The 21295-nt window shown below is 69.5% G+C and carries 18 protein-coding genes; 11 read left to right on the forward strand and 7 right to left on the reverse strand.

The window, feature by feature from the left end; all coding sequences use genetic code 11:
* Positions 1–63: 63 nt before the first annotated feature.
* The 3 genes from GVV75_RS10295 (at position 64) to GVV75_RS05985 (ending at position 4671) form a co-directional block, all read left to right on the forward strand.
* Positions 64–1227 carry a CAP domain-containing protein gene (locus GVV75_RS10295; RefSeq protein WP_236266075.1) on the forward strand — a complete coding sequence of 388 codons (1164 nt, stop codon included), beginning with the start codon at positions 64–66 and terminating at the stop codon, positions 1225–1227.
* Between the two features lie 575 nt (positions 1228–1802).
* Entirely contained in the window at positions 1803–3449 is a 1647-nt protein-coding gene (locus tag GVV75_RS05980) for a DUF262 domain-containing protein (protein WP_159624164.1), read from the forward strand.
* 7 nt (positions 3450–3456) lie between these two features.
* Positions 3457–4671, forward strand: a complete 1215-nt coding sequence (locus tag GVV75_RS05985; RefSeq protein WP_159813913.1) for a type II toxin-antitoxin system HipA family toxin — start codon at positions 3457–3459, stop codon at positions 4669–4671.
* A 150-nt stretch (positions 4672–4821) separates the two neighbouring features.
* Here the strand turns inward: GVV75_RS05985 and GVV75_RS05990 are convergent, their stop codons facing one another.
* A complete protein-coding gene (locus tag GVV75_RS05990; RefSeq protein WP_159813915.1) occupies positions 4822–5730 on the reverse strand; it encodes a polyphosphate polymerase domain-containing protein in 909 nt (302 codons plus the stop codon).
* 81 nt (positions 5731–5811) lie between these two features.
* On the reverse strand, positions 5812–6525 hold the full coding sequence (locus GVV75_RS05995) for a DUF4956 domain-containing protein (RefSeq protein WP_159813917.1): 714 nt from the start codon (positions 6523–6525) through the stop codon (positions 5812–5814).
* A 596-nt stretch (positions 6526–7121) separates the two neighbouring features.
* On the opposite strand from GVV75_RS05995, the gene nrdH reads away from it, so the two are divergent.
* The 5 genes from nrdH to GVV75_RS06020 all read left to right on the forward strand — a co-directional run bounded on the left by nrdH (position 7122) and on the right by GVV75_RS06020 (position 11800).
* Positions 7122–7367 (forward strand): glutaredoxin-like protein NrdH, encoded by a 246-nt coding sequence (nrdH, locus tag GVV75_RS06000; protein ID WP_017177955.1) that lies wholly within the window; start codon positions 7122–7124, stop codon positions 7365–7367.
* A 14-nt stretch (positions 7368–7381) separates the two neighbouring features.
* Complete coding sequence (gene nrdI / locus GVV75_RS06005) at positions 7382–7792, forward strand: class Ib ribonucleoside-diphosphate reductase assembly flavoprotein NrdI (protein WP_159522410.1); 411 nt, start codon at positions 7382–7384, stop codon at positions 7790–7792.
* Entirely contained in the window at positions 7777–9933 is a 2157-nt protein-coding gene (nrdE, locus tag GVV75_RS06010; RefSeq protein ID WP_159813920.1) for a class 1b ribonucleoside-diphosphate reductase subunit alpha, read from the forward strand. Before nrdI ends, nrdE begins: the two co-directional genes overlap by 16 nt.
* A gap of 37 nt (positions 9934–9970) precedes the next feature.
* Positions 9971–10561 (forward strand): DUF1349 domain-containing protein, encoded by a 591-nt coding sequence (locus GVV75_RS06015; protein WP_159813922.1) that lies wholly within the window; start codon positions 9971–9973, stop codon positions 10559–10561.
* 126 nt (positions 10562–10687) lie between these two features.
* Entirely contained in the window at positions 10688–11800 is a 1113-nt protein-coding gene (locus GVV75_RS06020; RefSeq protein ID WP_159813924.1) for a hypothetical protein, read from the forward strand.
* A 5-nt stretch (positions 11801–11805) separates the two neighbouring features.
* On the opposite strand, the gene GVV75_RS06025 is transcribed toward GVV75_RS06020, so the two are convergent.
* The 3 genes from GVV75_RS06025 to GVV75_RS06035 form a co-directional block, all read right to left on the reverse strand.
* Positions 11806–12126 (reverse strand): thiamine-binding protein, encoded by a 321-nt coding sequence (locus GVV75_RS06025; RefSeq protein ID WP_159522418.1) that lies wholly within the window; start codon positions 12124–12126, stop codon positions 11806–11808.
* 75 nt (positions 12127–12201) lie between these two features.
* Positions 12202–12903 carry a phosphoribulokinase gene (locus GVV75_RS06030; RefSeq protein WP_159717210.1) on the reverse strand — a complete coding sequence of 234 codons (702 nt, stop codon included), beginning with the start codon at positions 12901–12903 and terminating at the stop codon, positions 12202–12204.
* A gap of 13 nt (positions 12904–12916) precedes the next feature.
* Positions 12917–13990, reverse strand: a complete 1074-nt coding sequence (locus GVV75_RS06035) for a LacI family DNA-binding transcriptional regulator (RefSeq protein WP_159717212.1) — start codon at positions 13988–13990, stop codon at positions 12917–12919.
* A 222-nt stretch (positions 13991–14212) separates the two neighbouring features.
* Between GVV75_RS06035 and GVV75_RS06040 the strand changes: the two genes are divergently transcribed.
* The 3 genes from GVV75_RS06040 (at position 14213) to GVV75_RS06050 (ending at position 19681) form a co-directional block, all read left to right on the forward strand.
* Positions 14213–17455 (forward strand): glycoside hydrolase family 2 TIM barrel-domain containing protein, encoded by a 3243-nt coding sequence (locus GVV75_RS06040; RefSeq protein ID WP_159813926.1) that lies wholly within the window; start codon positions 14213–14215, stop codon positions 17453–17455.
* A gap of 112 nt (positions 17456–17567) precedes the next feature.
* On the forward strand, positions 17568–18542 hold the full coding sequence (gene nrdF / locus GVV75_RS06045; protein ID WP_159522426.1) for a class 1b ribonucleoside-diphosphate reductase subunit beta: 975 nt from the start codon (positions 17568–17570) through the stop codon (positions 18540–18542).
* Between the two features lie 332 nt (positions 18543–18874).
* A complete protein-coding gene (locus GVV75_RS06050) occupies positions 18875–19681 on the forward strand; it encodes a hypothetical protein (RefSeq protein WP_235904990.1) in 807 nt (268 codons plus the stop codon).
* Between the two features lie 20 nt (positions 19682–19701).
* On the opposite strand, the gene GVV75_RS06055 is transcribed toward GVV75_RS06050, so the two are convergent.
* Complete coding sequence (locus GVV75_RS06055; RefSeq protein ID WP_159813928.1) at positions 19702–20652, reverse strand: nucleoside hydrolase; 951 nt, start codon at positions 20650–20652, stop codon at positions 19702–19704.
* 14 nt (positions 20653–20666) lie between these two features.
* Positions 20667–21295 (reverse strand): nucleoside transporter C-terminal domain-containing protein (locus GVV75_RS06060; protein ID WP_328703537.1); only part of this gene is annotated, 629 nt, incomplete at its 5' end.

Below are 21295 nucleotides of genomic sequence, written 5' to 3' on the forward strand. Positions count from 1 at the left end.
GAATCCCGACGCGTCTCGTCGTGCGGATCGCGACTGGTAACCGCGCTCGCCTCTGCCCTCCTGGTGGGATTGACCGTGGTGCCGGGCGCGGCGGCCTCGATCATGCCCGCGGTCGGCGCCCTTTCCGCCCCCGTCGTGTCGGATTCCAGCCAGACCAATCCCAAGGATCATCGTGCCACCACGGTGATCTCGGGGGAGGGCTCCGCCGCCAAGAAGGTCACGGTCTCACCCTCCGTCAACGATGTTCCCGAGGGCACGGTTGCCGACGATGACGCGCTGGGCTGGTCGCGGTCCGCCATCGCCGTCTACGAGCAGCAGATCCTTGACCGTGTCAACCAGCTCCGAGTCGAGCAGGGGCTCAACCCGGTTAAGCGCGCGGTCAGACTCGACGCCGTCGCGCGTGCCTGGAGCGCCCATATGGCCTCCTACGGTGTGGGATCGAATAATCTTCCCAAGGGGTTCCACCATCACACCATAGAGAATGGGGCCCCGGAGAACTTCTGGGACCTGTATCCCTCCGGCTGGGGTGGTGGATCAGAGAACATCGCCTGGCAGTACTACTATGGGCATAAGAATGGCAACCAAGGGTACTCGCTGTTCAATCAGTGGCTGCATTCCCCGGGCCATCTGGGGGCCATGCTCGATCCGTCCTTCACGCATATCGGCATCGCCGTCCACTATTGCACCGCCACTCACTCCTGGTACGCCACCCAGAATTTCGCGCTGTACCGCAATCCCGCGAGCGTCGGCGCCCTGACTCCGGCCGCCGGCTCCCAGGTGGGGGCGTCGAGGAACTCCTTCTCCGGCTCCAAGCCGGCGGCCGCGGCCCCTGCGCGCCCCGCGGCCGCCGGCCAGGCAACGGGCTGGATCCGCTCGGGTGCGACCTGGTTCTACATCGACCCGTCCACGGGCGCCAAGGCCACCGGCTGGCGCTTCATCGGCGGCTCCTGGTACTTCCTGCGTCCCGACGGCGCTATGGCCACGGGCTGGGTGGCTGAGGGCGGGAAGTGGTACTTCCTGCGCCCCGACGGTGCCATGGCCACGGGCTGGGTGGTCGACGGTGGTCACTGGTACTTCCTGCGCCCCGACGGTGCCATGGCCACGGGCTGGGTGGCTGAGGGCGGGAAGTGGTACTTCCTGCGCCCCGACGGTGCCATGGCCACGGGCTGGGTGGCCGACGGCGGGAAGTGGTACTTCCTCGATGCCTCGGGCGCTTGGGCGCGCTGAGCCGTATCGCCGTCCTGCTGCCAGCCCCGTGCCCGCTGCCTGAGGGGGCGGCGGGCACGGTCCCTATCCCCGCCGGAACGAACTGAACCCGAATCGTTATTCGCTCACGGTGGCGGACATGCTCGCAGGTCAGTCGCCCAGCGTTATCAGAAGGTGATCGATTCGCGGGAAAAAGGGATAGATGTAGTTGCTGATTCGTGATTTTTCGGGTGTCATTCGTCAGCGATCTGTGCCAGCATAGTTTCCGCTTCGGCGTGATCCCCCTCCTCGCCGCAGCGCATCCCTATCCTCATTGAGGATCGGTGAACGATGGGCAATCCCATGAACAAGGCCCGGGCGACTGCGGCCATGGCCGACGCCGTTCTCGGCGTCGGCCAAGCCGCCGGAGACCGCCAAGCCTGAGGACCCCAAGACCGGCTGGATCAACGGCGCCAGCGCCGGGTACTTCAAGAGCGCCTCCGGCGCCCGGCTCACCTGGCCTCCGCGCATACGAGTTGTGCGCACTCAGCCGGGGCCCTCCGCGCGGGGCCCCATCGCCCGAGGATCGTGTCGGTGCGGCCTGGCATGATGGGCACATGGACGAGTCCCAGGCGACCTCCCGGGCGGAGAGTTACACCATCCGCGAGTTGCACGCCCTTGTGCGCGCGGGGCGCATCCGCGTGCCCGAGTTCCAGCGCTCCTTCCGGTGGGAGACCAAGGATGTCCTCGACTTATTCGACTCACTCCTGCGGGGCTTCCCCGTGGGCAGTCTCCTGCTGTGGAAGCGGCCGGCCGAGGCCGCCCGCCTGCGGATCGGCGCGCTCGACGTCGATGCCTCGGAGGTGCCCGACGCCCTGTGGGTGGTCGACGGCCAGCAGCGCATCACAAGCCTCGTCAACGCGGTGGACCCGGACGGCGGCCGTGATCGATGCTTCGCCCTGGGCTACTCCCTGAAGACCGGGAAGGTGGTGCGGCGGCGTGATCCAGAGGAGGACCTCGTGGTCCCCCTTCCCGACCTGTTCGACCTCGGCCGTGCACTCGCCTGGCTGGGGGATCATCCTGAGGCGGCGGAGTCGGCCGACCGCCTTCAGGGAGCGGTCACCCGGCTGGCTGGTGTGGAGATCGCGGCGACCATCATGCATGACGCTGAAGAGAGCATCTTGAGGGAGGTCTTCGACCGCATCAACAATAGCGGCAAGCCGCTCAGCGACGCCGAGGTGTTCGACGCGCTTCACGGAGGCCCGGGCAAGGGCCTGACTATCGAGGGCATACGGGCCTCTGTCGCCTCCCGAACGAGTTTCGGCCTGCTTCCGCGCGCCGCAGTCGTCCAGGCGCTCCTCGTGCGTCGGCGCACGGATATCACCCGGAATCCGCGCGGCGAGTTCTCCGAGTCCCGACGCCGGGTGAGCGACTTCCCAGGCGAGAGCGAGGAGGAGGCCTACCAGGGCACGGAGGCGGCGCTGCTCGCGGCTGTCCGCTTCCTCCAGGGGCAAGGCGTACCGCACTGGACCTTCCTGCCCTTCCGATTCCAACTGCTGGTCCTCACCCGCTTCTTCGCGCTCTTCCCCAGAGCGCATGATCGCAACCTCGATTTGCTCGGCCGTTGGCTGTGGCGCACGAGCGTGGGCGCCGATGAGCTCGGGATCAGCGGATCCCAGGCCGATCTGCGGAGCATGGCTGCCTGCCTCGTGGCGGGTCAGGAGTCGGACTCCGTCCAGCGCCTCCTCGCCGCGGCCCGCCTGGAGCATGAGCCGCCATTGCCGGACGTGAGCGTGTTCCGGGCCACCCGCTCCGACTCCAAGGTCATCGCCAGCGCGTTGTGGAGCCTTGAGCCCACCGATCTGCGCACGGGTGAGCCCATGACGGTTGAGGCCCTCGCGGACATGCTGGCTTCCAGTGGCACGCCGAGCGCGGCCCTGACGGAGCTCGTGCCCGCCGATGCCCTCGACGAGGGCGCCTCAGTCGCCTCAGTGGCGGCGAATCGGATGATCTCAGGGCTTGATCGACGGACGGTCATGGAGTTCCTGGGGGACGGCGTTAAGCGCTTGGGTTCCCTCCTCCTGACCGAGGAGATCGTCGCATGCCTGCAGAACAACGACGGCGCGAAGGCGATCCGGCTTCGGGGCGACCTTCTTGACGAGCATCTGCGCCGCTTCGTGGCTGTGCGGACCGCCCTCGGCTACGAGGACACCCCGCCATTGGACGCGATCCTCCACCCCGACGATCCCGCGTCTGCGGGGTGAGGCCCGGATGAGGGAGGAGATCTACGCGGTCGCTCTTCATGGGGAGCGCGTGGGCGTGCTGCGAAGGCGGGACGCCTTCACCACGTTCGTCATGGATGCCGACTACTGGGACCAGCCCGGTCGGAGCGTGCTCGGGCAGTGGTTCGAGGAGCACCGACGGGCCCGCCCCCAGGCAAGGAACAGCCTCCCCGCATGGTTCTCCAATCTCCTGCCCGAGGGTCGTCTTCGCGACCTCATCGCCGGTGAGCAGGGCGTGAGCGCTTACGCGGAGATCGACCTCCTCTCCCGGATCGGTGGCGACCTGCCCGGTGCCGTGGTCATCTCCCTCGAAGATGTGGCGGAGTTGGAGTCGGGCTTTGAGGAGATGCCCAGAGGCGAAGCGCCTGCTCTGGCAGTGGTGGGGCCCAAGCGGGCGTCCTTGGCCGGTATGGCGCTCAAGTTCTCCGTGCGCCGGAAAGGGGACCGCCTCGCCATCCCCGTCCATGGTGAGGACGGCGACTGGATCCTCAAGACGCCGGACCCCCAGTACCCCGGGCTCCCCGCCAACGAGCACGCCACCATGCGCTTGGCAGGTCAGGTCGGCATCGACGTTCCCCAGACCGCGTTGTGGGATCGCTCCTCCATCGAGGATCTCGGTCCGGGGGCCTGGCCCACCGAGGAGTCCCGGGCATACGCCGTCCGGCGCTTCGACCGCAGCGAGCAGGGGCGCGTGCACATCGAGGACTTCGCCCAGGTTCTCGGGAAGCACGGCATCGGAAACTTGAAGTACCGATCCGATGTGCGGTGGACCGCCGTGATCGCCTACCGCGGCCATGACCGCGCCTCATTGCGGGAGCTCGTGCGCCGCACCGTCTTCAACCTCCTGGCGGGCAACGAGGACGCGCACCTGAAGAACTGGTCCCTCATCTACCCCGATCGCCGCACCGCCCGGCTCTCGCCCGCCTACGACCTCGTGTGCACCGCGCCGTACTTGCCCGACCCGGAGAACCCCACACTCGCTCTCCCCTTCTTCGGCGAGAGCTCTTTCAACGATCTCACCCGGGGGCTCTTCGCCCGGCTGCAAAAGGAGCTCCGCGTCGGGGATGAGGACGTGCTCGACGTCGTCGATGAGACCGTTGAGCGCTTCCGCGAGGCCTGGGCCGCCGGCCCCGACCTGCCCGACGCCGCGGCCGCCTGGATCGCCGCGCACCTGGACCCCACGTCGCGGCGGCTCTCAGCGTGAGGTCAGCGGCGCCGGGCCCGTGACATTATCGCCCCGTGAACGCCCCGGCCCCTGACCCCGAGTGGTAGCGCGACGCCGTCGTCTACCAGATCTACCCCCCGCTCCTTCGCTGACGCCGCCGCCTGGATCCGAGTGCCCTCCTGAGAGGGCTCAGCCCCCACCGCCAGGCGCTGCCGGGGCTCTTCCCGGGGCAAAGTCCCCGGAGCCTCCCGCGCCGGCCGCTCTGGCCAGATCGTTCTTGATGACCCGGTGCCACTTATTGGCGGGCAGGTCGCGGTTGAGCAGGGCCAGGCCGGTGGCGTACTTCGAGATCTTGGCCGGCCGGTGCCCCAGACCCCAGAGGAAGCGGTCGGCAGGCGACGGCGTCCCGGGGCTCTTCGTCTCGATGATCGCCTGCTGCCCGGCGGGCTTCGCTGCGCCCCGGATCGCGCCTGTTGCCGAGTCGCGCGAGGCCCGCATAGGCGTCCAGGCCAGGCGGGTGTCGATGGTGGAGCGCGCCTCGGCCTGCGGCAGGTGGAGGGTGATGCGTTCGTAGGTGGTGCCCATGACAGGCGTGAGCGCGGTGGCGGTCCGCTCCGCCTCGTCCGGTGCCCGGCACACGCCCGAGCCGAGCAGGAGTTCGGCGACGAACGCGCGCCCCTCCGGGGTGAGGCGGTCGGCGTCGTCGAGGGCCCAAGGGATGCGCTCCTTGATGGTGGCGCCGCGGGGCCCCCGGGTCTTGACCTCGAGGAAGCACAGGTCGGAATCGAGGTAGGAGCGGGTGCGCACCTTGAAGCGCCGCCGGCGCTTGCGGGCCGTGAGGTAATACGCGGCGAGATCGGGGGTGTCGAAATAGGTTGAGGCGTAGGCGAAGGAGCGCTGCCCCTTGATCTCCAACGCCCGGGACCCGCCCGCGATCCCAGAGGCGAGCGCGTCCAGGAGGCCCTGCGCCGCCTCGATGGGCACGATGTACTTGCGGTCCATGCGGGTCAGGAGGTCCGCAGTGGCGTTGAGCTCGTCGAGGCTGATCGCATCGAGGGTCCCCGTGCTCAGGGCGGGATGCGGTGCTGCGGCGGTCATGATCCTCTCCTGTCTGGGGTGTGGCGGCGGGCTGGTATGGGCGTACGGGCCGAGGCGCGGACGCGGCGGGGCGCAGGGGCGTCACTCCCCGGGCGCGCCGGTCGCGGTGGTGAAGGGGAATGGCGCGCCGACGGGCGTCCCCGCGGGGGCCTGCGGGCCGGTCATGGGGGCCTGCGGGCCGGCCATGGGGGCCGCGATCCCCGCGGACCCGCTCCAGCCGCTCAGGTGGGCCGTGGCCGCGCCGGAGCGGGGAAGGGTGTAGCGGACATCCACGAGCGTGGTGTCATTGACGAGGTCGAGGCTCTGGACGGTGAGGCTGCGAACAGTTCCTCCCAGGAGCGATGCCAGGTGCATCTTGAGTTCGGCCTCGTTGGGGATGGCGCGGTCCACGGTGATGATCTGGTGGCGGTTGCGCCCCAGGAGCGCGGGGTGGTCGCCGATCCACAGGGAGACGACGACGAGCGCCATGAGCGCGGCGACCATCGCCAGTGACGCAGTCTGGATCCCGCCGAGGAGGCCGAGCGCCAGAGCGGCGAAGAAGTAGGCGACCTCGTGCTGCTCCAGCTCGGTGGAGCGCAGGCGGATGATGGACAGCACGCCGAAGAGGCCCAGGCCCAGGCCTGCGGCCACGGACGCCGTCGAGAGCAGGAGGGTGACCGCCAGAACGCCAATGTTGACGCCGATGTACGCGGCCACGAGGTCCTTGCGGTGGTGCCGGCGGGAGTAGAGGGCGCCCACGAGGATGCTGAGCGCGGTGATGTCTGCAGCCATATAGGCGAGGGAGAGGGCGGTCATGAGAAACACTCCTCAGTGTCGAAACTGGCTGATGAGGACTGGTGAAACGCCATGATCCCATGGGCAACCTGTGAGAACAGTGAGAGCGCGCATGAGATTCGCCCCAAGGGCCGGGCCCGCGATGAGCCAGGTCCGAGCCGTGGGACGCGGGAGGGGCGACACGCCGACGCCGCGCTGCGACGTGGATGACTTTTCGATCTCGATCCCCAGGGTGGGGAGGCACCTGGCGAGCGGCGCCTGCCGCGGCTGTGGCTAACGCCCCCGGATTCGTGTCAGACCCCCGCGGCAGCATGGTGACGCGGGTTCGAAGGGGTCGGGGCCCTTCGTCCCCGGGGCCGTCGGGCAGCGTCCTCCACCGGCTGTCCACAGGCCTCGGCCCGCTGTCCACAGGGAGGAGGAGCGCTATGCACAGCATCGTGGTGGACACATCATCTTGGGGCGGTGGACCACCTCCACCCCTAGGGGTAGTGTTTAGAGCGGCGAGGGACCCGTGCCCTCCCGAGAATGACAGCCGTGTGGTTACGCCCGTGGAACCTCCTCATCGCAGTGAGGCCGGGGCAGCCGCAGGGGGCTCCGATCAAGAGGAAGGCCCAGCCATGCCGATCACCGTCTACAGCAAGCCCAACTGCTTCCAGTGCACCGCGACCTACCGCGCCCTGGACAAGGCCGGCCTGTCCTACAGCACGGTGGACATCTCCGTCGACGCCGAGGCCCTCGAGCAGGTCAAGTCCCTCGGCTACGCCCAGGCCCCTGTCGTCATCGCCGGTGGGGACCACTGGTCCGGTTTCCGCCCGGACAAGATCAAGGGCCTCGTCGCAGCCGCTGAGGCCGTCGCCATCTGAGCCGGCGGCGAGTCGTGCCTGACGCGCCCCTCCTCGTCTACTTCTCCTCCGTCTCGGAGAACACGCATCGCTTCGTCGGGAAGCTCGGCTTCCCGACGAAGCGGATCCCCCTCCTTCCCAAGGAGTCCCCCCTGAGGGTTGACGACGAGTATGTCCTCGTCGTGCCGACCTACGGTGGTGGCGCCGTGAAGGGGGCGGTGCCCAAGCAGGTCATCCGCTTCCTCAACGACGAGCACAACCGATCCCTGTGCCGCGGCGTCATCGCGTCCGGCAATACCAACTTCGGTGAGGCGTACGGCCTTGCCGGGGACATCATCGCCAGCAAACTCGGGGTGCCCTACCTGGACCGATACGAGTTGCTCGGCACGCCCACCGACGTCGATCGCGTCGCACAAGGATTGGAACAGTTTTGGCAGAAACGCTGACGGACACCGGTCTGGAGCCCTCTGGGGACCCCGAGCTCGACTACCACGCGCTTAACGCGAAGCTCAACCTCTACGACGCGAACGGCAAGATCCAGTTCGACGCCGATCATGCCGCCGCGCGTCAGTACTTCCTCCAGCACGTCAACCAGAACACCGTGTTCTTCCACGACCTCGAGGAGAAGCTCGAGTACCTCACCGAGGAGGGCTACTACGAGAAGCACATCCTCGACAAGTACGACCCGGCCTTCGTCAAGAGCGCCTTCAAGGCCGCCTACGCCCACAAGTTCCGCTTCGAGACTTTCCTGGGCGCATTCAAGTACTACACCTCGTACACGCTCAAGACCTTCGACGGCAAGCGGTACCTGGAGCGCTTCGAGGACCGCGTCACGATGGTGGCCCTCGCCCTGGCCGACGGCGACGAGCAACTCGCCCTGGACCTCGTCGAGGAGATGATGACCGGCCGCTTCCAGCCGGCCACCCCCACCTTCCTCAACGAGGGCAAGGCTCAGCGCGGCGAGCCCGTCTCCTGCTTCCTCGTGCGCATCGAGGACAACATGGAGTCCATCGCCCGCGGCATCAACTCCGCCCTCCAGTTGTCCAAGCGCGGTGGAGGCGTCGCCCTGCTGCTGACCAACCTGCGTGAGATGGGCGCTCCCATCAAGCGGATCGAGAACCAGTCCAGTGGCGTCATCCCCGTCATGAAGCTCCTGGAGGACTCCTTCTCCTACGCCAACCAACTCGGCGCCCGCCAGGGCGCGGGCGCGGTCTACCTGCACGCGCACCACCCGGACATCATGCGGTTCCTGGACACCAAGCGCGAGAACGCCGATGAGAAGATCCGCATCAAGACCCTCTCGCTCGGCGTCGTCGTCCCGGACATCACCTTCGAGCTCGCCAAGAACAACGAGGACATGTACCTGTTCTCCCCTTACGACGTCGAGCGCGTCTACGGGGTCCCCTTCTCGGACATCAATGTCACCGAGAAGTACCGCGAGATGGTGGACGACGGCCGGATCAAGAAGAAGAAGGTCAACGCCCGCGTCTTCTTCCAGACGCTGGCCGAGATCCAATTCGAATCCGGATACCCGTATGTCATGTTCGAGGACACGGTCAACAAGGCCAACCCCATCAAGGGCAAGGTCGTCATGTCGAACCTGTGCTCCGAGATCCTGCAGGTCTCCGAGGCCAGCGAGCTTAACGAGGACCTTTCCTACGCCCATGTCGGCAAGGACATCTCCTGCAACCTGGGCTCCCTCAACATCGCCAAGACCATGGACTCCCCGGACTTCGCGCGCACTATCCGCACGGCCGTGCGCGGGCTGACCGCCGTCTCGGACCAGACGCACCTGCCCAGCGTTCCCTCGATCGACCGTGGTAACCACGAGTCCCACGCCATCGGCCTGGGCCAGATGAACCTGCACGGCTTCCTGGCGCGCGAGTCCATCTTCTACGGCAGCGAGGAGGGATTGGACTTCACCAATGTCTACTTCGCTTCCGTCCTCTTCGCGGCTCTGGACGCCTCCTGCGACCTGGCGATCGAGCGGGGCCAGACCTTCGTGGGCTTCGAGGACTCCGCCTACGCCAGCGGCGAGTTCTTCACCAAGTACACCACGCAGGACTTCGTCCCCGTCACGGAGAAGGTCAAGGCCATCTTCGACGCCTCCAGCGTGCGCGTGCCCACCCGCGAGGACTGGGCGCGCCTGGCCGCCAAGGTCAAGGAGCACGGCCTGTACAACCGCAATCTCCAGGCGGTGCCGCCCACCGGCTCGATCTCCTACATCAACGGCTCGACCTCCTCGATCCACCCGATCGTGGCCAAGATCGAGATCCGCAAGGAGGGCAAGATCGGGCGCGTTTACTACCCGGCTCCCTACATGACGAATGACAACCTGGAGTACTACCAGGACGCCTATGAGATCGGCCCGGAGAAGATCATCGACACCTACGCCGCGGCCACGCAGCACGTCGACCAGGGCCTGAGCCTCACGCTGTTCTTCCCCGACACCGCGACCACCCGCGACGTCAACCGCGCCCAGATCTACGCGTGGCGCAAGGGCATTAAGACGCTCTACTACATCCGTCTGCGCCAGGCCGCCCTTGAGGGGACCGAGGTCCAGGGCTGCGTGAGCTGCATGCTGTGAACGACGGCGGTGGGCTCACGGCAGGTAGGTTGGCGCCATGACTCGGATCGCTTGGGACCAGGGGCGTTGGACGCACGAGCCGGCGCGTGCCGAGGTGAGCGGCGGCGACCTGCTCGTCACCGCCGTCGAGGGCTCGGACGCCTGGCGGATCACCTCCTACGGATTCATCCATGACTCCGAGCACGCCCTGCTCGCCGCCTTTCCCGATGACTGCGCCGTCGAGGTCGAGTTCACTGCCGCTTTCCGCGAGCAGTTCGACCAGGCGGGCGTCTTCGTGCGCCTCGACGACGAGCACTGGGTCAAGGCCGGCGTCGAGTACGCCGATGGCGCGTGCCAGGTGGGTGCCGTCGTCACCAGCGGCTCCTCGGACTGGTCCGTCGCCCCCGTGCCCCGGTGGCGCGATCACCGGGTGCTTGTGCGGGTCTCCCGCAGCGGCGGCGCCATGACCGTGCGGGCGGGTCTCATCGGCGCCGACGGCGCAGCCGACCTGCGGCTCGTGCGAGTCCTTCCGATTCCCGCGGGCGCCCGGGCTGAGGCGGGACCGCTCGTGTGCTCGCCGACCCGCGCGGGTCTGACCGTGCCGATTCACGCCTGGAGGCTCACCGAACCCGATGCCTCCCTGCACTGACCCGCGCTGAGAGCGAGCCCATCCCGCCGCCTCGGCCGCTCCCAGCGCGGGCGCGCGGCCCCCACCCCGGGGGCGTGGGCATCGCGCCCCATCGACCTCGTCGCGCCCACTGGACACCATGTCGTTATGGATGCTCTGCTCCGCCGACGTCCGGTCTTCCGGACCGCCGTCATCGCCGCCGCTTTCGTGCTCGCGGCTCTCGTCCTCAGCGGCCGTGGGACCGGTGGGGCCCCGGAGGACCCCTTCGAGGGTCGCGAGATGCCTTTCGACTGGAGGTCCGCCCCGGCCTCCACCGCCTCCACGCCGGGGCGGGCGCCGGATCAGACGATGGGCCAGGCCCTTGAGGACGCCCTGGCCGAGCACGCGGACGAGCTCGTCTCCTTCCGCGTCCGCAGCTCCGGAGCCTCCCATGTCAGCAGGTTTAGCGTGCGCCTGGTCCCGCGCGAGGGCCTGGCCACCGACGACCTCCTCGCCCTCGTCGACGACGTCCGTACCGCCTTCTCCCAGAACCTTCCCCCTGAGGCGACGGGCGAGCATCCGAGCGTCAACGCGGTGCTCAAGGTTCTCGTCGAGATGACGGGCGTGATGGACGTGCCCATGGCCCTGGAGATCACCGGCTCCGGGCAGCCCGCTGACCACGGCGCCGAGGCGCGGGTCATCGACGCGGCGCGGACCGTGGACACTCGAGGGGCCCGGAGCGCGATCGTCACCTCGGAGGGCGTCGTCACCCTGACCTACCCTGACGAGGACTCCCTGCGCGAGGGGATGGTCGCCCTCGTCTCCGCCCCGCCCACCGGCATGCGGTCCGTCGTCTTCAGGACCGAGACCCGGCGGTGGAAGGTTCGCGTCGTCGTCGAGCCCGGGGACCCGTCGGCGGGTGCCTTGCCGGGCATGGTGGGGCGGATCCTGGACGCCCACGATCCGTGGATCCCCCAGCTCGCCGATGAGCTCGAGCTCCACACGAAGGGCCACGTCCTGACGGTGGGCCGCCTGCGCGGTGACGAGGATGGGCCCGACGCGGACACGGCCGTGGACATCCTGCGCGCCGCCGACGACTGCGGCCGGACCCCCGTCGTCCTGCACGCGGGCGACGCCACCCACCCGACCGGATACCTCGCCTACGCCTGCGTGGGCGGGCGGCTGGAGGTTGACGAGAGCGCCGCGCTCAGCAGCGCCTTCACCAAGCCTGTCAACAACCCCGGGCCGGCCGCGGACCTGCTGGAGGAGGCGCGCCGGTGACCGGCTCAGCCGACGTCGTCGCGCCCCCGGCGCAGGTGCTCCTCCACCCGCTCGACTTTCGCGGTCAACTGGCCGGTGAAGCCCGGTCGGATATCCGCCTTGAGGACAAGGCTGACGCGCGGGCTCACCTCGCCCACGGCCTCGCAGGCGCGCTTGACCACAGCCATGCACTCGTCCCACTCGCCCTCCAGGGTGGTGAACATCGACGTCGTCTCGCATGGCAGGCCCGAATCGCGGCACACGCGCACGGCGCGGGCGACAGCAGCGGACAGTGACCCATCGGGGTCGTCGGTGGTGGAAGGGGACACCGAGAAGGCCACGAGCATGATGCCAGCGTAGGCCGTTGCTCAGCGGGCCGAACCGGTTTCGATCGTGATATCGACCGGTTTCGATGCTGTTTTCTACCGGTCTCGGTGGGAGGGTGGGGCGCAGGTCCAGAGCTCGTCGCACCGGGGGGCGCTGGCCTCCACCAGCGCGGCGTTGGGAAGATCGACGACGCGCACCCAGTGCGCCGCGGCGACGCGGTCCCGCCCGAAGCTCATGTGCCGCGCCACGAGCCGGGCGGCCAGCTCCTCGATCCCCACCACCAGCATGATGAGCAGGTCGATGCGCTCACGCGCGGCCTGCCACCCGCCGTCCGCCAGCGCCAGGTAATTCCCCTCCGTGACGACCACGCCGCCCCCGGACACCCGCGTGCCCGCGGCCACCGGCTCATGCAGGTCGCGCCGGTAGACCGGCGCCAGCACCTCCTCGCCGCGCCGCACCCGGTCCAGGGCCGCCAGGTAGCCGCCCACGTCGAAGGTGTCCGGAGCGCCCTTGCGCCCATGGCGCCCCAGCTCGTCGAGCACCGCGTTGGACATGTGGAAGCCATCCATCGGCACCTCGCCCGCCAGCGCCCCCGCCTTGGCCAGGAGCCCCGTCAGCTCGCGCGCCGCCGTCGACTTCCCGGATCCCGGCGCCCCCGTGAGCCCCACGACCAGGCGCCCACCCGGATCGCGCTCGACCCGCCGCGCCAGGCGTTCGGCCAGGTCGGAGACGAGCCCGGCGGCGGTGCCGCTGCGGGTGATCGGCGGGGCACTGGACGCGTCGGCCTTGGGCAGCATGACTCGATTGTGCTCACACCGATGGCGCGCTCGCACGCCCCAGCCGTCTCCGCCCGCCGCCCACCCGTGCGCTCGGGGGCGCCGTCGAGCCCCGTAGGACGAGCTCGGTGGGGATGATGAGGCTCCGCGAGCCATCCCCCACCCCGGAGGCCACTTGCTCCAGGACGAGGCGCACCATCTCCCGCCCAAGGCGCTTGAAGTCCTGGCGGACCGTCGTCAGCGGCGGGAAGCTGAACTCGCCCAGGTCCAGCCCGTCGAAGCCGACGACGGACACGTCGGCCGGCACGGAGCGCCCCTGTTCGTGCATGGCGCGGATGAGGCCGAGCGCCATCTCGTCATTCGCGCACAGCACGGCCGTCACCCCGGGGTCGGCGGCCAGGCGCAGGCCCGCTCGGTACCCGGACGCCGCGCTCCAGTCCCCGGGCAGCGGCTCGGGCACCGGCGCGCCGGCCTCCCGCAGGCTCGCTGCCCATGCGGCGCGGCGGATGAGCGCGGATTGCGAGCCCTCGGGGCCGGCCACGTGATGGACGGCCCGGTGCCCCAGGGCGAGCAGGTGACCGACGGCCTCGCGCACCCCGCCGGCCTGATCCGCGCTGGCCGAGGGGTAGTGGCCCATGAGCGCGGAGTCCGAGACGGCCACGGGCATGGTCGGCGGCAGGGTGAGGTGCTCGCGCCCCGCCCGTCCCGCCTGGACGACGACGAGCCCGTCGATCGCCTGGTGGGTAAGCCGGACCGCCGCCGCGCGCATGTCGTCGGACTCGGGCCGCTCCACTTGCGCGAGGCTCACCGCGTAGCCCGCGTCCGTCGCCTCCTCGACGACGCCCGCCGTGGTCAGGGCCTCACCGGTGCGCTGGATCTGCTGGGTGAGGACGCCGATGGTCTTGAAAGAGCCCAGGCGCAGCGCCTGAGCCGCGCGGTTGGGGGAGTAGCCGAGCTGGCTCATGGCCCGTAGAACGCGTTCGCGGGTGGCCGGGCGAACATTGCTGGCGCCCATGGACACGCGGGAGGCCGTCTGCGTGGAGACGCCGGCCAGGCGGGCGACATCGCCAAGCGACGGCGCCCCCGAACTCCTGCTCCCACCGGCCATGGCGCGAGGCTATCAGGGGCGGGTCCCGGCATTCTGGCACCCGTTCATGGGGACGTTCCCATGGGGGAGCCGAGGCGATGACCGATGCCCTGACGTGCGCGGAGACAGTCTCTTTCCCGTGTCGCGAGTCACTCGCATGATAACGTCAACATTGAAGGGCTCGAACGGGACGCGTCGGAGCGGCCCGGCCCCAAGGCCGCCAGTCGCAGGAGACCGCAAGCGATGATCATCCCCCGACACTATGAGGACCTCGGCGTCCTCCATGAGAACACTCTCCCTGCCCGCTCCTACTACGTCCCCGCCTCCACCCCGCCCGACCCCAGCCCCTGGAAGCGCCAGGACTCCGACCGCTTCCAGCTCCTGTCGGGCACCTGGCGCTTCGCCTACCTGCCATCGGTCCATGACCTCACCACTCCCTTCTGGGAGGGCCAGGCCGCCCCGGGCGCAGCTGCCGCCCTCGACTTCGCCGAGGTGCCCGTGCCCAGCACCTGGCAGCACACCGGCTACGACCACCACCAGTACACCAACGTCCGCTACCCCATCCCCTTCGACCCGCCCCGCGTCCCCCAGGACAACCCCTGTGGCGCCTACCTGCGCGAATTCGACTACGCCCCCATTGTCGAGGCCCCCTGCGCGCACCTCGTCTTCGAGGGCGTCGACTCCTGCTTCTACGTCTGGCTCAACGGCGCCTACGTCGGCTACAGCCAGGTCTCCCACGCCACGAGCGAATTCGACGTCACCGAGCACATCCGCCCCGGCGCCAACCGCCTCGCCGTCCTCGTCCTCAAGTGGTGCGACGGCACCTACATGGAGGACCAGGACAAGTTCCGCACCAGTGGCATCTTCCGCGACGTCTACCTCCTGTCCCGCCCGCGCGCCTCCCTCCTCGACTACGCCGTCACCACCACCCTCGGCGACGGCGACAGCGCCCCCGCCGCCGTCGAGATCCGGGCCTCCTACCGGGGCGGGGCCGTCCCCACCAGGGCGGTGCTCACGGACCGCGACGGCGTCAAGATCGCCTCGGGCGCCCTCGAGCCCGACGCCGCCCCGGCAGCGGGCGCCACCGGCATTGAGGCGGCCGACGACCCGGCCGACGCCCCCTACACCCACCGGCTGCGGCTGGAGGTCCCCCATCCACATCCCTGGACCGCGGAAGACCCCTACCTCTACACCCTCACCCTCATCACTCCCGGCGAGTCCATCGCCGACCGCGTCGGCCTGAGGGAGGTCAGCGTCGACGGCGTCGTCGTGCGCCTCAACGGGCGGCCCATCAGCCTGCGCGGCGTCAACCGCCATGACTCCGATCCCGTCACCGGGCCCGCCGTCGACCTCACCCACATGCATCGCGACCTGCGGCTCATGAAGGAGCACAACATCAACGCGGTGCGCTCCTCCCATTACCCGAACGACCCCCGCTTCTACCAGCTCTGCGATGAATACGGCTTCTACGTCATGTCCGAGGCGGACAACGAGAGCCATGGCGCCCAGGCCCGCTTCCTTGCCGACCCCTCCTGGGGCAACCAGGTAGAGCACTGGAACGAGCCCATCGCCGACAACCCCGAATGGATCGGGGCCACCGTCGACCGCATGCGCCTGTGCGTCCACCGGGAGAAGAACCGCCCCAGCGTCATCGCCTGGTCGGCTGGCAACGAGTGCGCCTACGGATGCACTTTCGAAGCGGCGCTGGCCTGGGTCAAAGGCTTCGACTCCACGCGCCTGACTCACTACGAGAGCGCCATCCACCGCAGCTCCAGGCGCGCCTACGACTACTCCGATCTCGACCTCTACTCGCGGATGTACCCCAGCCTCGACGAGATCCGCGCCTACCTCGACTCCGACCCGGACAAGCCCTTCCTCCTCGTGGAGTACTGCCATGCCATGGGCAATGGCCCCGGCGACCTTGAGGACTACTGGGAGATCATCCGGGCCGATGTGCGCATGTGCGGCGGATTCGTCTGGGAGTGGTGCGATCACGCTGTCGCCGCCGGCACCGCCCCGGACGGTCGCGCCATCTACCTCTACGGCGGGGACAGCGGCGAGCGGGTCCATGACGGCAACTTCTGCGTGGACGGCCTCGTCTCACCGGATCGCGTGCCCCACTCCGGGCTCGCCGAGCTCAAGAACGTCCAGCGCCCCGCGCGCGTGGTCTCCTACGACGCTAAGGCCGGTGCCCTCACCCTGCGCAACGAGCTCGACCACACCGACCTGGCCTCCTACGCCCGCGTGACCTACGAGCTCACCCGCGACGGCGAGAGCCTGGCCAGCGGGGACATCCCCTTGACGGCTCCCATCCCGCCCCACGGCGAGGCCCGCCTTCCGCTACCCCTGAGCATCCCGGACACCGGGCGCTGCCACCTTGTCATCACCTACCGTCTCGCCCGCGACGAGCCCCTTCTCCGCGCCGGCCACGAGCTCGGATTCGATGAGGTCGCCCTGCCCGGCGCGGATCGCCGCCACCGGGCGGTGGCCGCCCTGGATGAGCGCCCCGCCCCGCAGGGCCCCGTGACCGCCACGCGCAACGGGGCGCGGATCGACGTCGTCGCCCCCGGGCTCACCTGCTCTTTCGATACGCGCACCGCCCTGCCCACGAGCATCCGCGCCAGCTCCGCCGAGCTCCTGGACCGCCCGGCCGAGCTCATCATCTGGCGCGCCCCCACGGACAACGACCGCCATATCCGCGCCCAATGGGAGCGCGCCGGCTACCACTGGGCGACGGCGCGCGCTGAGGGCCTGCGGGTCGTGGAGCCCTCCGGGGAGGGCCGCGTGGTCCTGAGCGGTGAGATCGCCATGGTCGCCCCCGCCCTCCAGCCCGCCCTGCGCGGCACCATCACCTGGACGGTCCGGGCCGACGGCGATATCGACCTCGCGCTCAACATGAGCCGCGCCGAGGGGTTCCCCGCCCTTCCGCGCCTGGGCCTGCGGCTCTTCCTCCCAGAGGGGATGGACCGGGTCTCCTACTACGGGCTGGGCCCCGGTGGTGCCTACGTCGACAAGCGCCGCGCCAGCCGCCACGGCGAGTTCACCGCGGCCCTGCGTGAGCTGCACGAGGACCACATCAACCCCCAGGAGAACGGCAGTCATGCCGACTGCGACTACGTTGCCGTCGTCAGCGGTGATGGGGCGGGAGGGGCGGTGCCGGGCGGGCGGGGCCCCGGACTGACCGCCATCGGCCGCAGCCCCTTCTCCTTCAACGCCTCCCCCTACACCGCGGAGGAGCTGACGGCCCGCCGCCACAACACCGAGCTCGTCGAGTGCGGCTCCACGGTCCTCACCCTCGACGCCGCCATGGCGGGCATCGGGTCGAATAGCTGCGGGCCCGTCCTGGCCGAGCGCTACCGGGTGGCCGAGCGCGACCTCGCCCTGACCCTCACCCTGCGTCCGAGCCGCCATGATCATCGCGGCACTCGCCATCCCCTCGTCACTGGGGGGCGCGGCGAGGAGGAGCAGGCCCGCCCGCGGGAGTAGTGAGCACCACGGCGGCGGGCCCGCGGCGCGGGCTGGGCGCCGCCGGGCGCCGTCGTTAGCATGGGCGCACCGCGGCCAGCCCGCGGGCGCCCACCCCTTTCGGAGGAACAACATGCACGAGCCCATCAAGCTCATCGACCGCGTTCAGGCGATCAACTGGAACCGCCTCGTCGACGACAAGGACCTCGAGGTCTGGGACCGCCTCACCGGGAACTTCTGGCTGCCCGAGAAGGTGCCGCTGTCCAACGACATCCAGTCCTGGGCCACCCTGAACGAGGCCGAGAAGAACATGACCACCCGCGTGTTCACCGGCCTGACCCTCCTGGACACCATCCAGGGCACCGTCGGCGCCGTCTCCCTTATCCCCGACGCCCGCACCCCCCATGAGGAGGCGGTGTACACCAACATTGCCTTCATGGAGTCCGTGCACGCCCGCTCCTACTCCTCGATCTTCTCCACCCTCATCTCGACAGCGGAGATCGACGAGGCCTTCCGCTGGAGCGAGGAGAACGAGAACCTCCAGCGCAAGGCCCAGATCATCCTCAACTACTACCGGGGTGACGATCCGGAGAAGCGCAAGGTCGCCTCCACCATGCTGGAGTCCTTCCTCTTCTACTCCGGCTTCTATGCCCCCATGTACTGGTCCAGCCACGCCAAGCTCACCAACACCGCCGACCTCATCCGCCTCATCATCCGCGACGAGGCCGTGCACGGCTACTACATCGGCTATAAGTACCAGCTCGCCGTGCGCGAGTCCTCCCCGGAGCGTCAGGCCGAGCTCAAGGAGTACACCTTCGACCTGCTCATGGAGCTGTACGACAACGAGGAGTCCTACACCGAGGACCTCTACGACGAGCTGGGCCTGACCGAGGACGTCAAGAAGTTCCTGCGCTACAACGCCAACAAGGCCCTCATGAACCTGGGCTACGAGGCGCTCTTCCCGGCCGAGGCCGTCGATGTCAACCCCGCGATCATCGCCTCCCTGTCCCCCAACGCGGACGAGAACCACGACTTCTTCTCCGGCTCCGGCTCCTCCTACGTGATGGGCACCGCCGAGGCCACCGAGGACGACGACTGGGACTTCTGACGTGACCGCGCGGGGGCCCGGCCCCGCCGGGTCCGCAGGCCCCGCCCATCCGGCCCGGTGGGTAGCGCGATCCATGGCGCGACCAGCCGCGGCGCAGCATGCTTGAGCCATGAGGTTGATCGATCGCCGGGCAGAGGCGATCGTTTCTGATCGACCTCCATGCGGCATCCGATCACGCGCCCTGGGTGGGCCGGGTGGAAAGGCGGATCGCGCCGCATGACACGGGCCGGGCGGGCCCGGACGCCGAAGGGAGACGGCGCCCGGGCCGCCCTCTCGTTCGGGCCCGTTGTGATCCCATCCGCCAGGCCGGCGCGCCCCGCTACCCTGGCCCCATGAGCGACTACCTCGTGGGCCCCAGCGCCGACGACCCCACCGGCGAGCCCGCCCCAGCGCCGACGATCCCGCCGCTGCCGGCGCATGTGCGCTTCGGCATCCCCTTCAACGGGGTCGTCCCCCTGTGGTTCGACGGCGATCAGATCGCCTGGTACCGGCCCGCCGATGGCACCGACCTCGCCGATGTCCTGGGCCTGGGGCACGTGGAGACCGAGCCCGGGCCCTCCTCCGTGCCCGAAGGGTGGGCTGAGCGCGTCGAGTTCGGGACGCTGGAGGAGGGGGGCCTGCGCCTGCGCGCGGAGGGCCCCACCGGGCGGCGCGCCATCAATGACGTCGGCAGGGGCGTCCTCGTCCCCCTCGGCGGGCCGTTGAGCGTGCCCGAGGCGATGAGCGGGGGCTTCGACACGGCATCCTTTGCCGTCCACATCGCCCGGCTCATGCTGAGGGCGGCGCGCGACGGCGCCATCCTCGTGTTCACCCTGCGCGCTCCTCGCGACCCCGAGGCCCACCACATCCTCTCCGTGCCCTCCGAGGTGGACTCCCAGCGCGTCATGCGCTTCCACCTGGGGACGCTTATGGAGATGGAGGGAGGCGCCTGGGACAAGGCGGATCGCCGGGGTGGCATGTCGCTGCTCGACCTGTCCATCCCCTACGAGTCCCTCCTGGCCGGCGCTGGTCCCGAGGCTGAGCAGGGACTGGACGCCGGCCTGCTCATCGAGCTCGCCGAGCCCGTCGTCGCCTGCCTGCTCAAGCCCGGCTTCCCCTTCGCCCTGGGCTGCTCCTACGTGATGCCCCAGCAAGGCTGAGCGCCCCCGGGCCGCGCCGCTCAGCGGTCCCGCGCCAGGGCGGTGATGCGGGACATGAACTCGGCGAGGAACCTCTCGGCGTCCACGGCCACGGCTGCCCGGCTCGTCCTCGGGGCGCTCAGGCGCGCCACGTCCCCGATGGTGCGTCCCCGAGTCGGGCCGGCCAGATCCACCGCGAGATTGATGGGCAGCATCGTCACCAGGGAGGGGTCCACGGCGACGCCGACCGCCAACGGGTCGTGCAGGCCGCAGCCGCCGAGCCCGGGCGCCGTCGTCTCATAGGCCCGGATGTAGTAGTCCGTCATATCCGCCAGGAACGTGCCCGCGGCCGTGCCCAGATCGCGCCAGCGCCGCGTGTGCTCGTAGGTGAGCAGGGTCTGGAGGGTGACGTCGAGGCCGACCATCGTCGCGCTCACCCCCGAGCGCAGGACGGCGTCGGCGGCCTCCGGGTCCTGGCTGATATTCGCCTCCGACCACGGGCTGACATTCCCGCTCACCGTGAGCGCCCCGCCCATGAGCACCACGGTCAGCCGCTGAGCCAGGCCGGGGTCCTTCTCCAGGGCGGCGGCCAGGTTGGTCAGCGGACCCGTGGGCACGTACACGAGGTCCTCCCCGTGGGTCCGGGAGGCCTCGATGATGAAGTCGACGGCGCTCGTCCCCTCCGCGGCGCGGGGCGAGGGAGTGAGCGCCACATCGCCCACGCCATTGCGGCCGTGGATGAAGGCGGAGATCTCCAGAACCTCGAAGCCGTCGCGGGCCAGGGCGTGAGGCAGGCCGGGGTAGACGGGCACATGCGGCGCTCCGAGCAGGTCGAGCACCGCCAGGGAGTTGCGCGCCGAGTCCTCCACGAGGACGTTGCCGTAGGTGGTGGTGATGCCGATGAGCTCGGCCTCCGGGCTGCCCAGGGCGTAGGCGATCGCCAGGGCGTCATCGATGCCGGTGTCCAGGTCCAGAATGAGCTTGCGGGTCATGATTCGCTCCTCCCTCACCAGACGAACAGGCCGACCATCCCGGCCGACAGCAGCGAGACGAGGATCCCGGACAGGAGCATCCGCCCCACGTTCTTGGAGATGAGGTCATTGCGTTCCTTGTCCACCAGGCCCTTGAAGCAGCCGATGATCATGCCCAGCGTCCCGAAGTTCGCGAAGGACGTCAGGAAGACCGTGACCACCGCCTGGTAGTGGCGCGCGTAGCCGCTGATCTCACCGCTCACCTGCCCCATGGCCACGAACTCGTTGGTGACCAGCTTCAGGCCCATGATCTGGGACATGTCCCAGGCAGTGGAGGTGTCCAGGCCCAGCAGGAGCGCGGGCGCGTACATGACGACGCCGAGCGCCGACTCCAGGGAGAGCGGCTCCCAGATCGCTCCGAGGATCTTGTCGATAAGGGCCGCCAGGGCCACGAAGGTGATGACGTTGGCGGTGATGATGAGGATGAGCTTGCCCGCGCCCAGGATCGAGTCGCCCAGGAAGGAGAAGAACGGCTCCTTCGCGGGCCGGCTCGCCGCGCGTCCCGGGTCGCGGCGCGCGACCCTGGTGGCCAGGGCGGCCAGGCCTCCGAGGGCGTTGCCGCGGCTCGGCGAGCCCTGGCCGGCGGCGGCCGGATCGGCGCCCG

Origin of the sequence: Actinomyces sp. zg328 (assembly GCF_009829635.1) — a bacterium.
Taxonomy (GTDB): Bacteria; Actinomycetota; Actinomycetes; order Actinomycetales; family Actinomycetaceae; genus Actinomyces; species Actinomyces marmotae.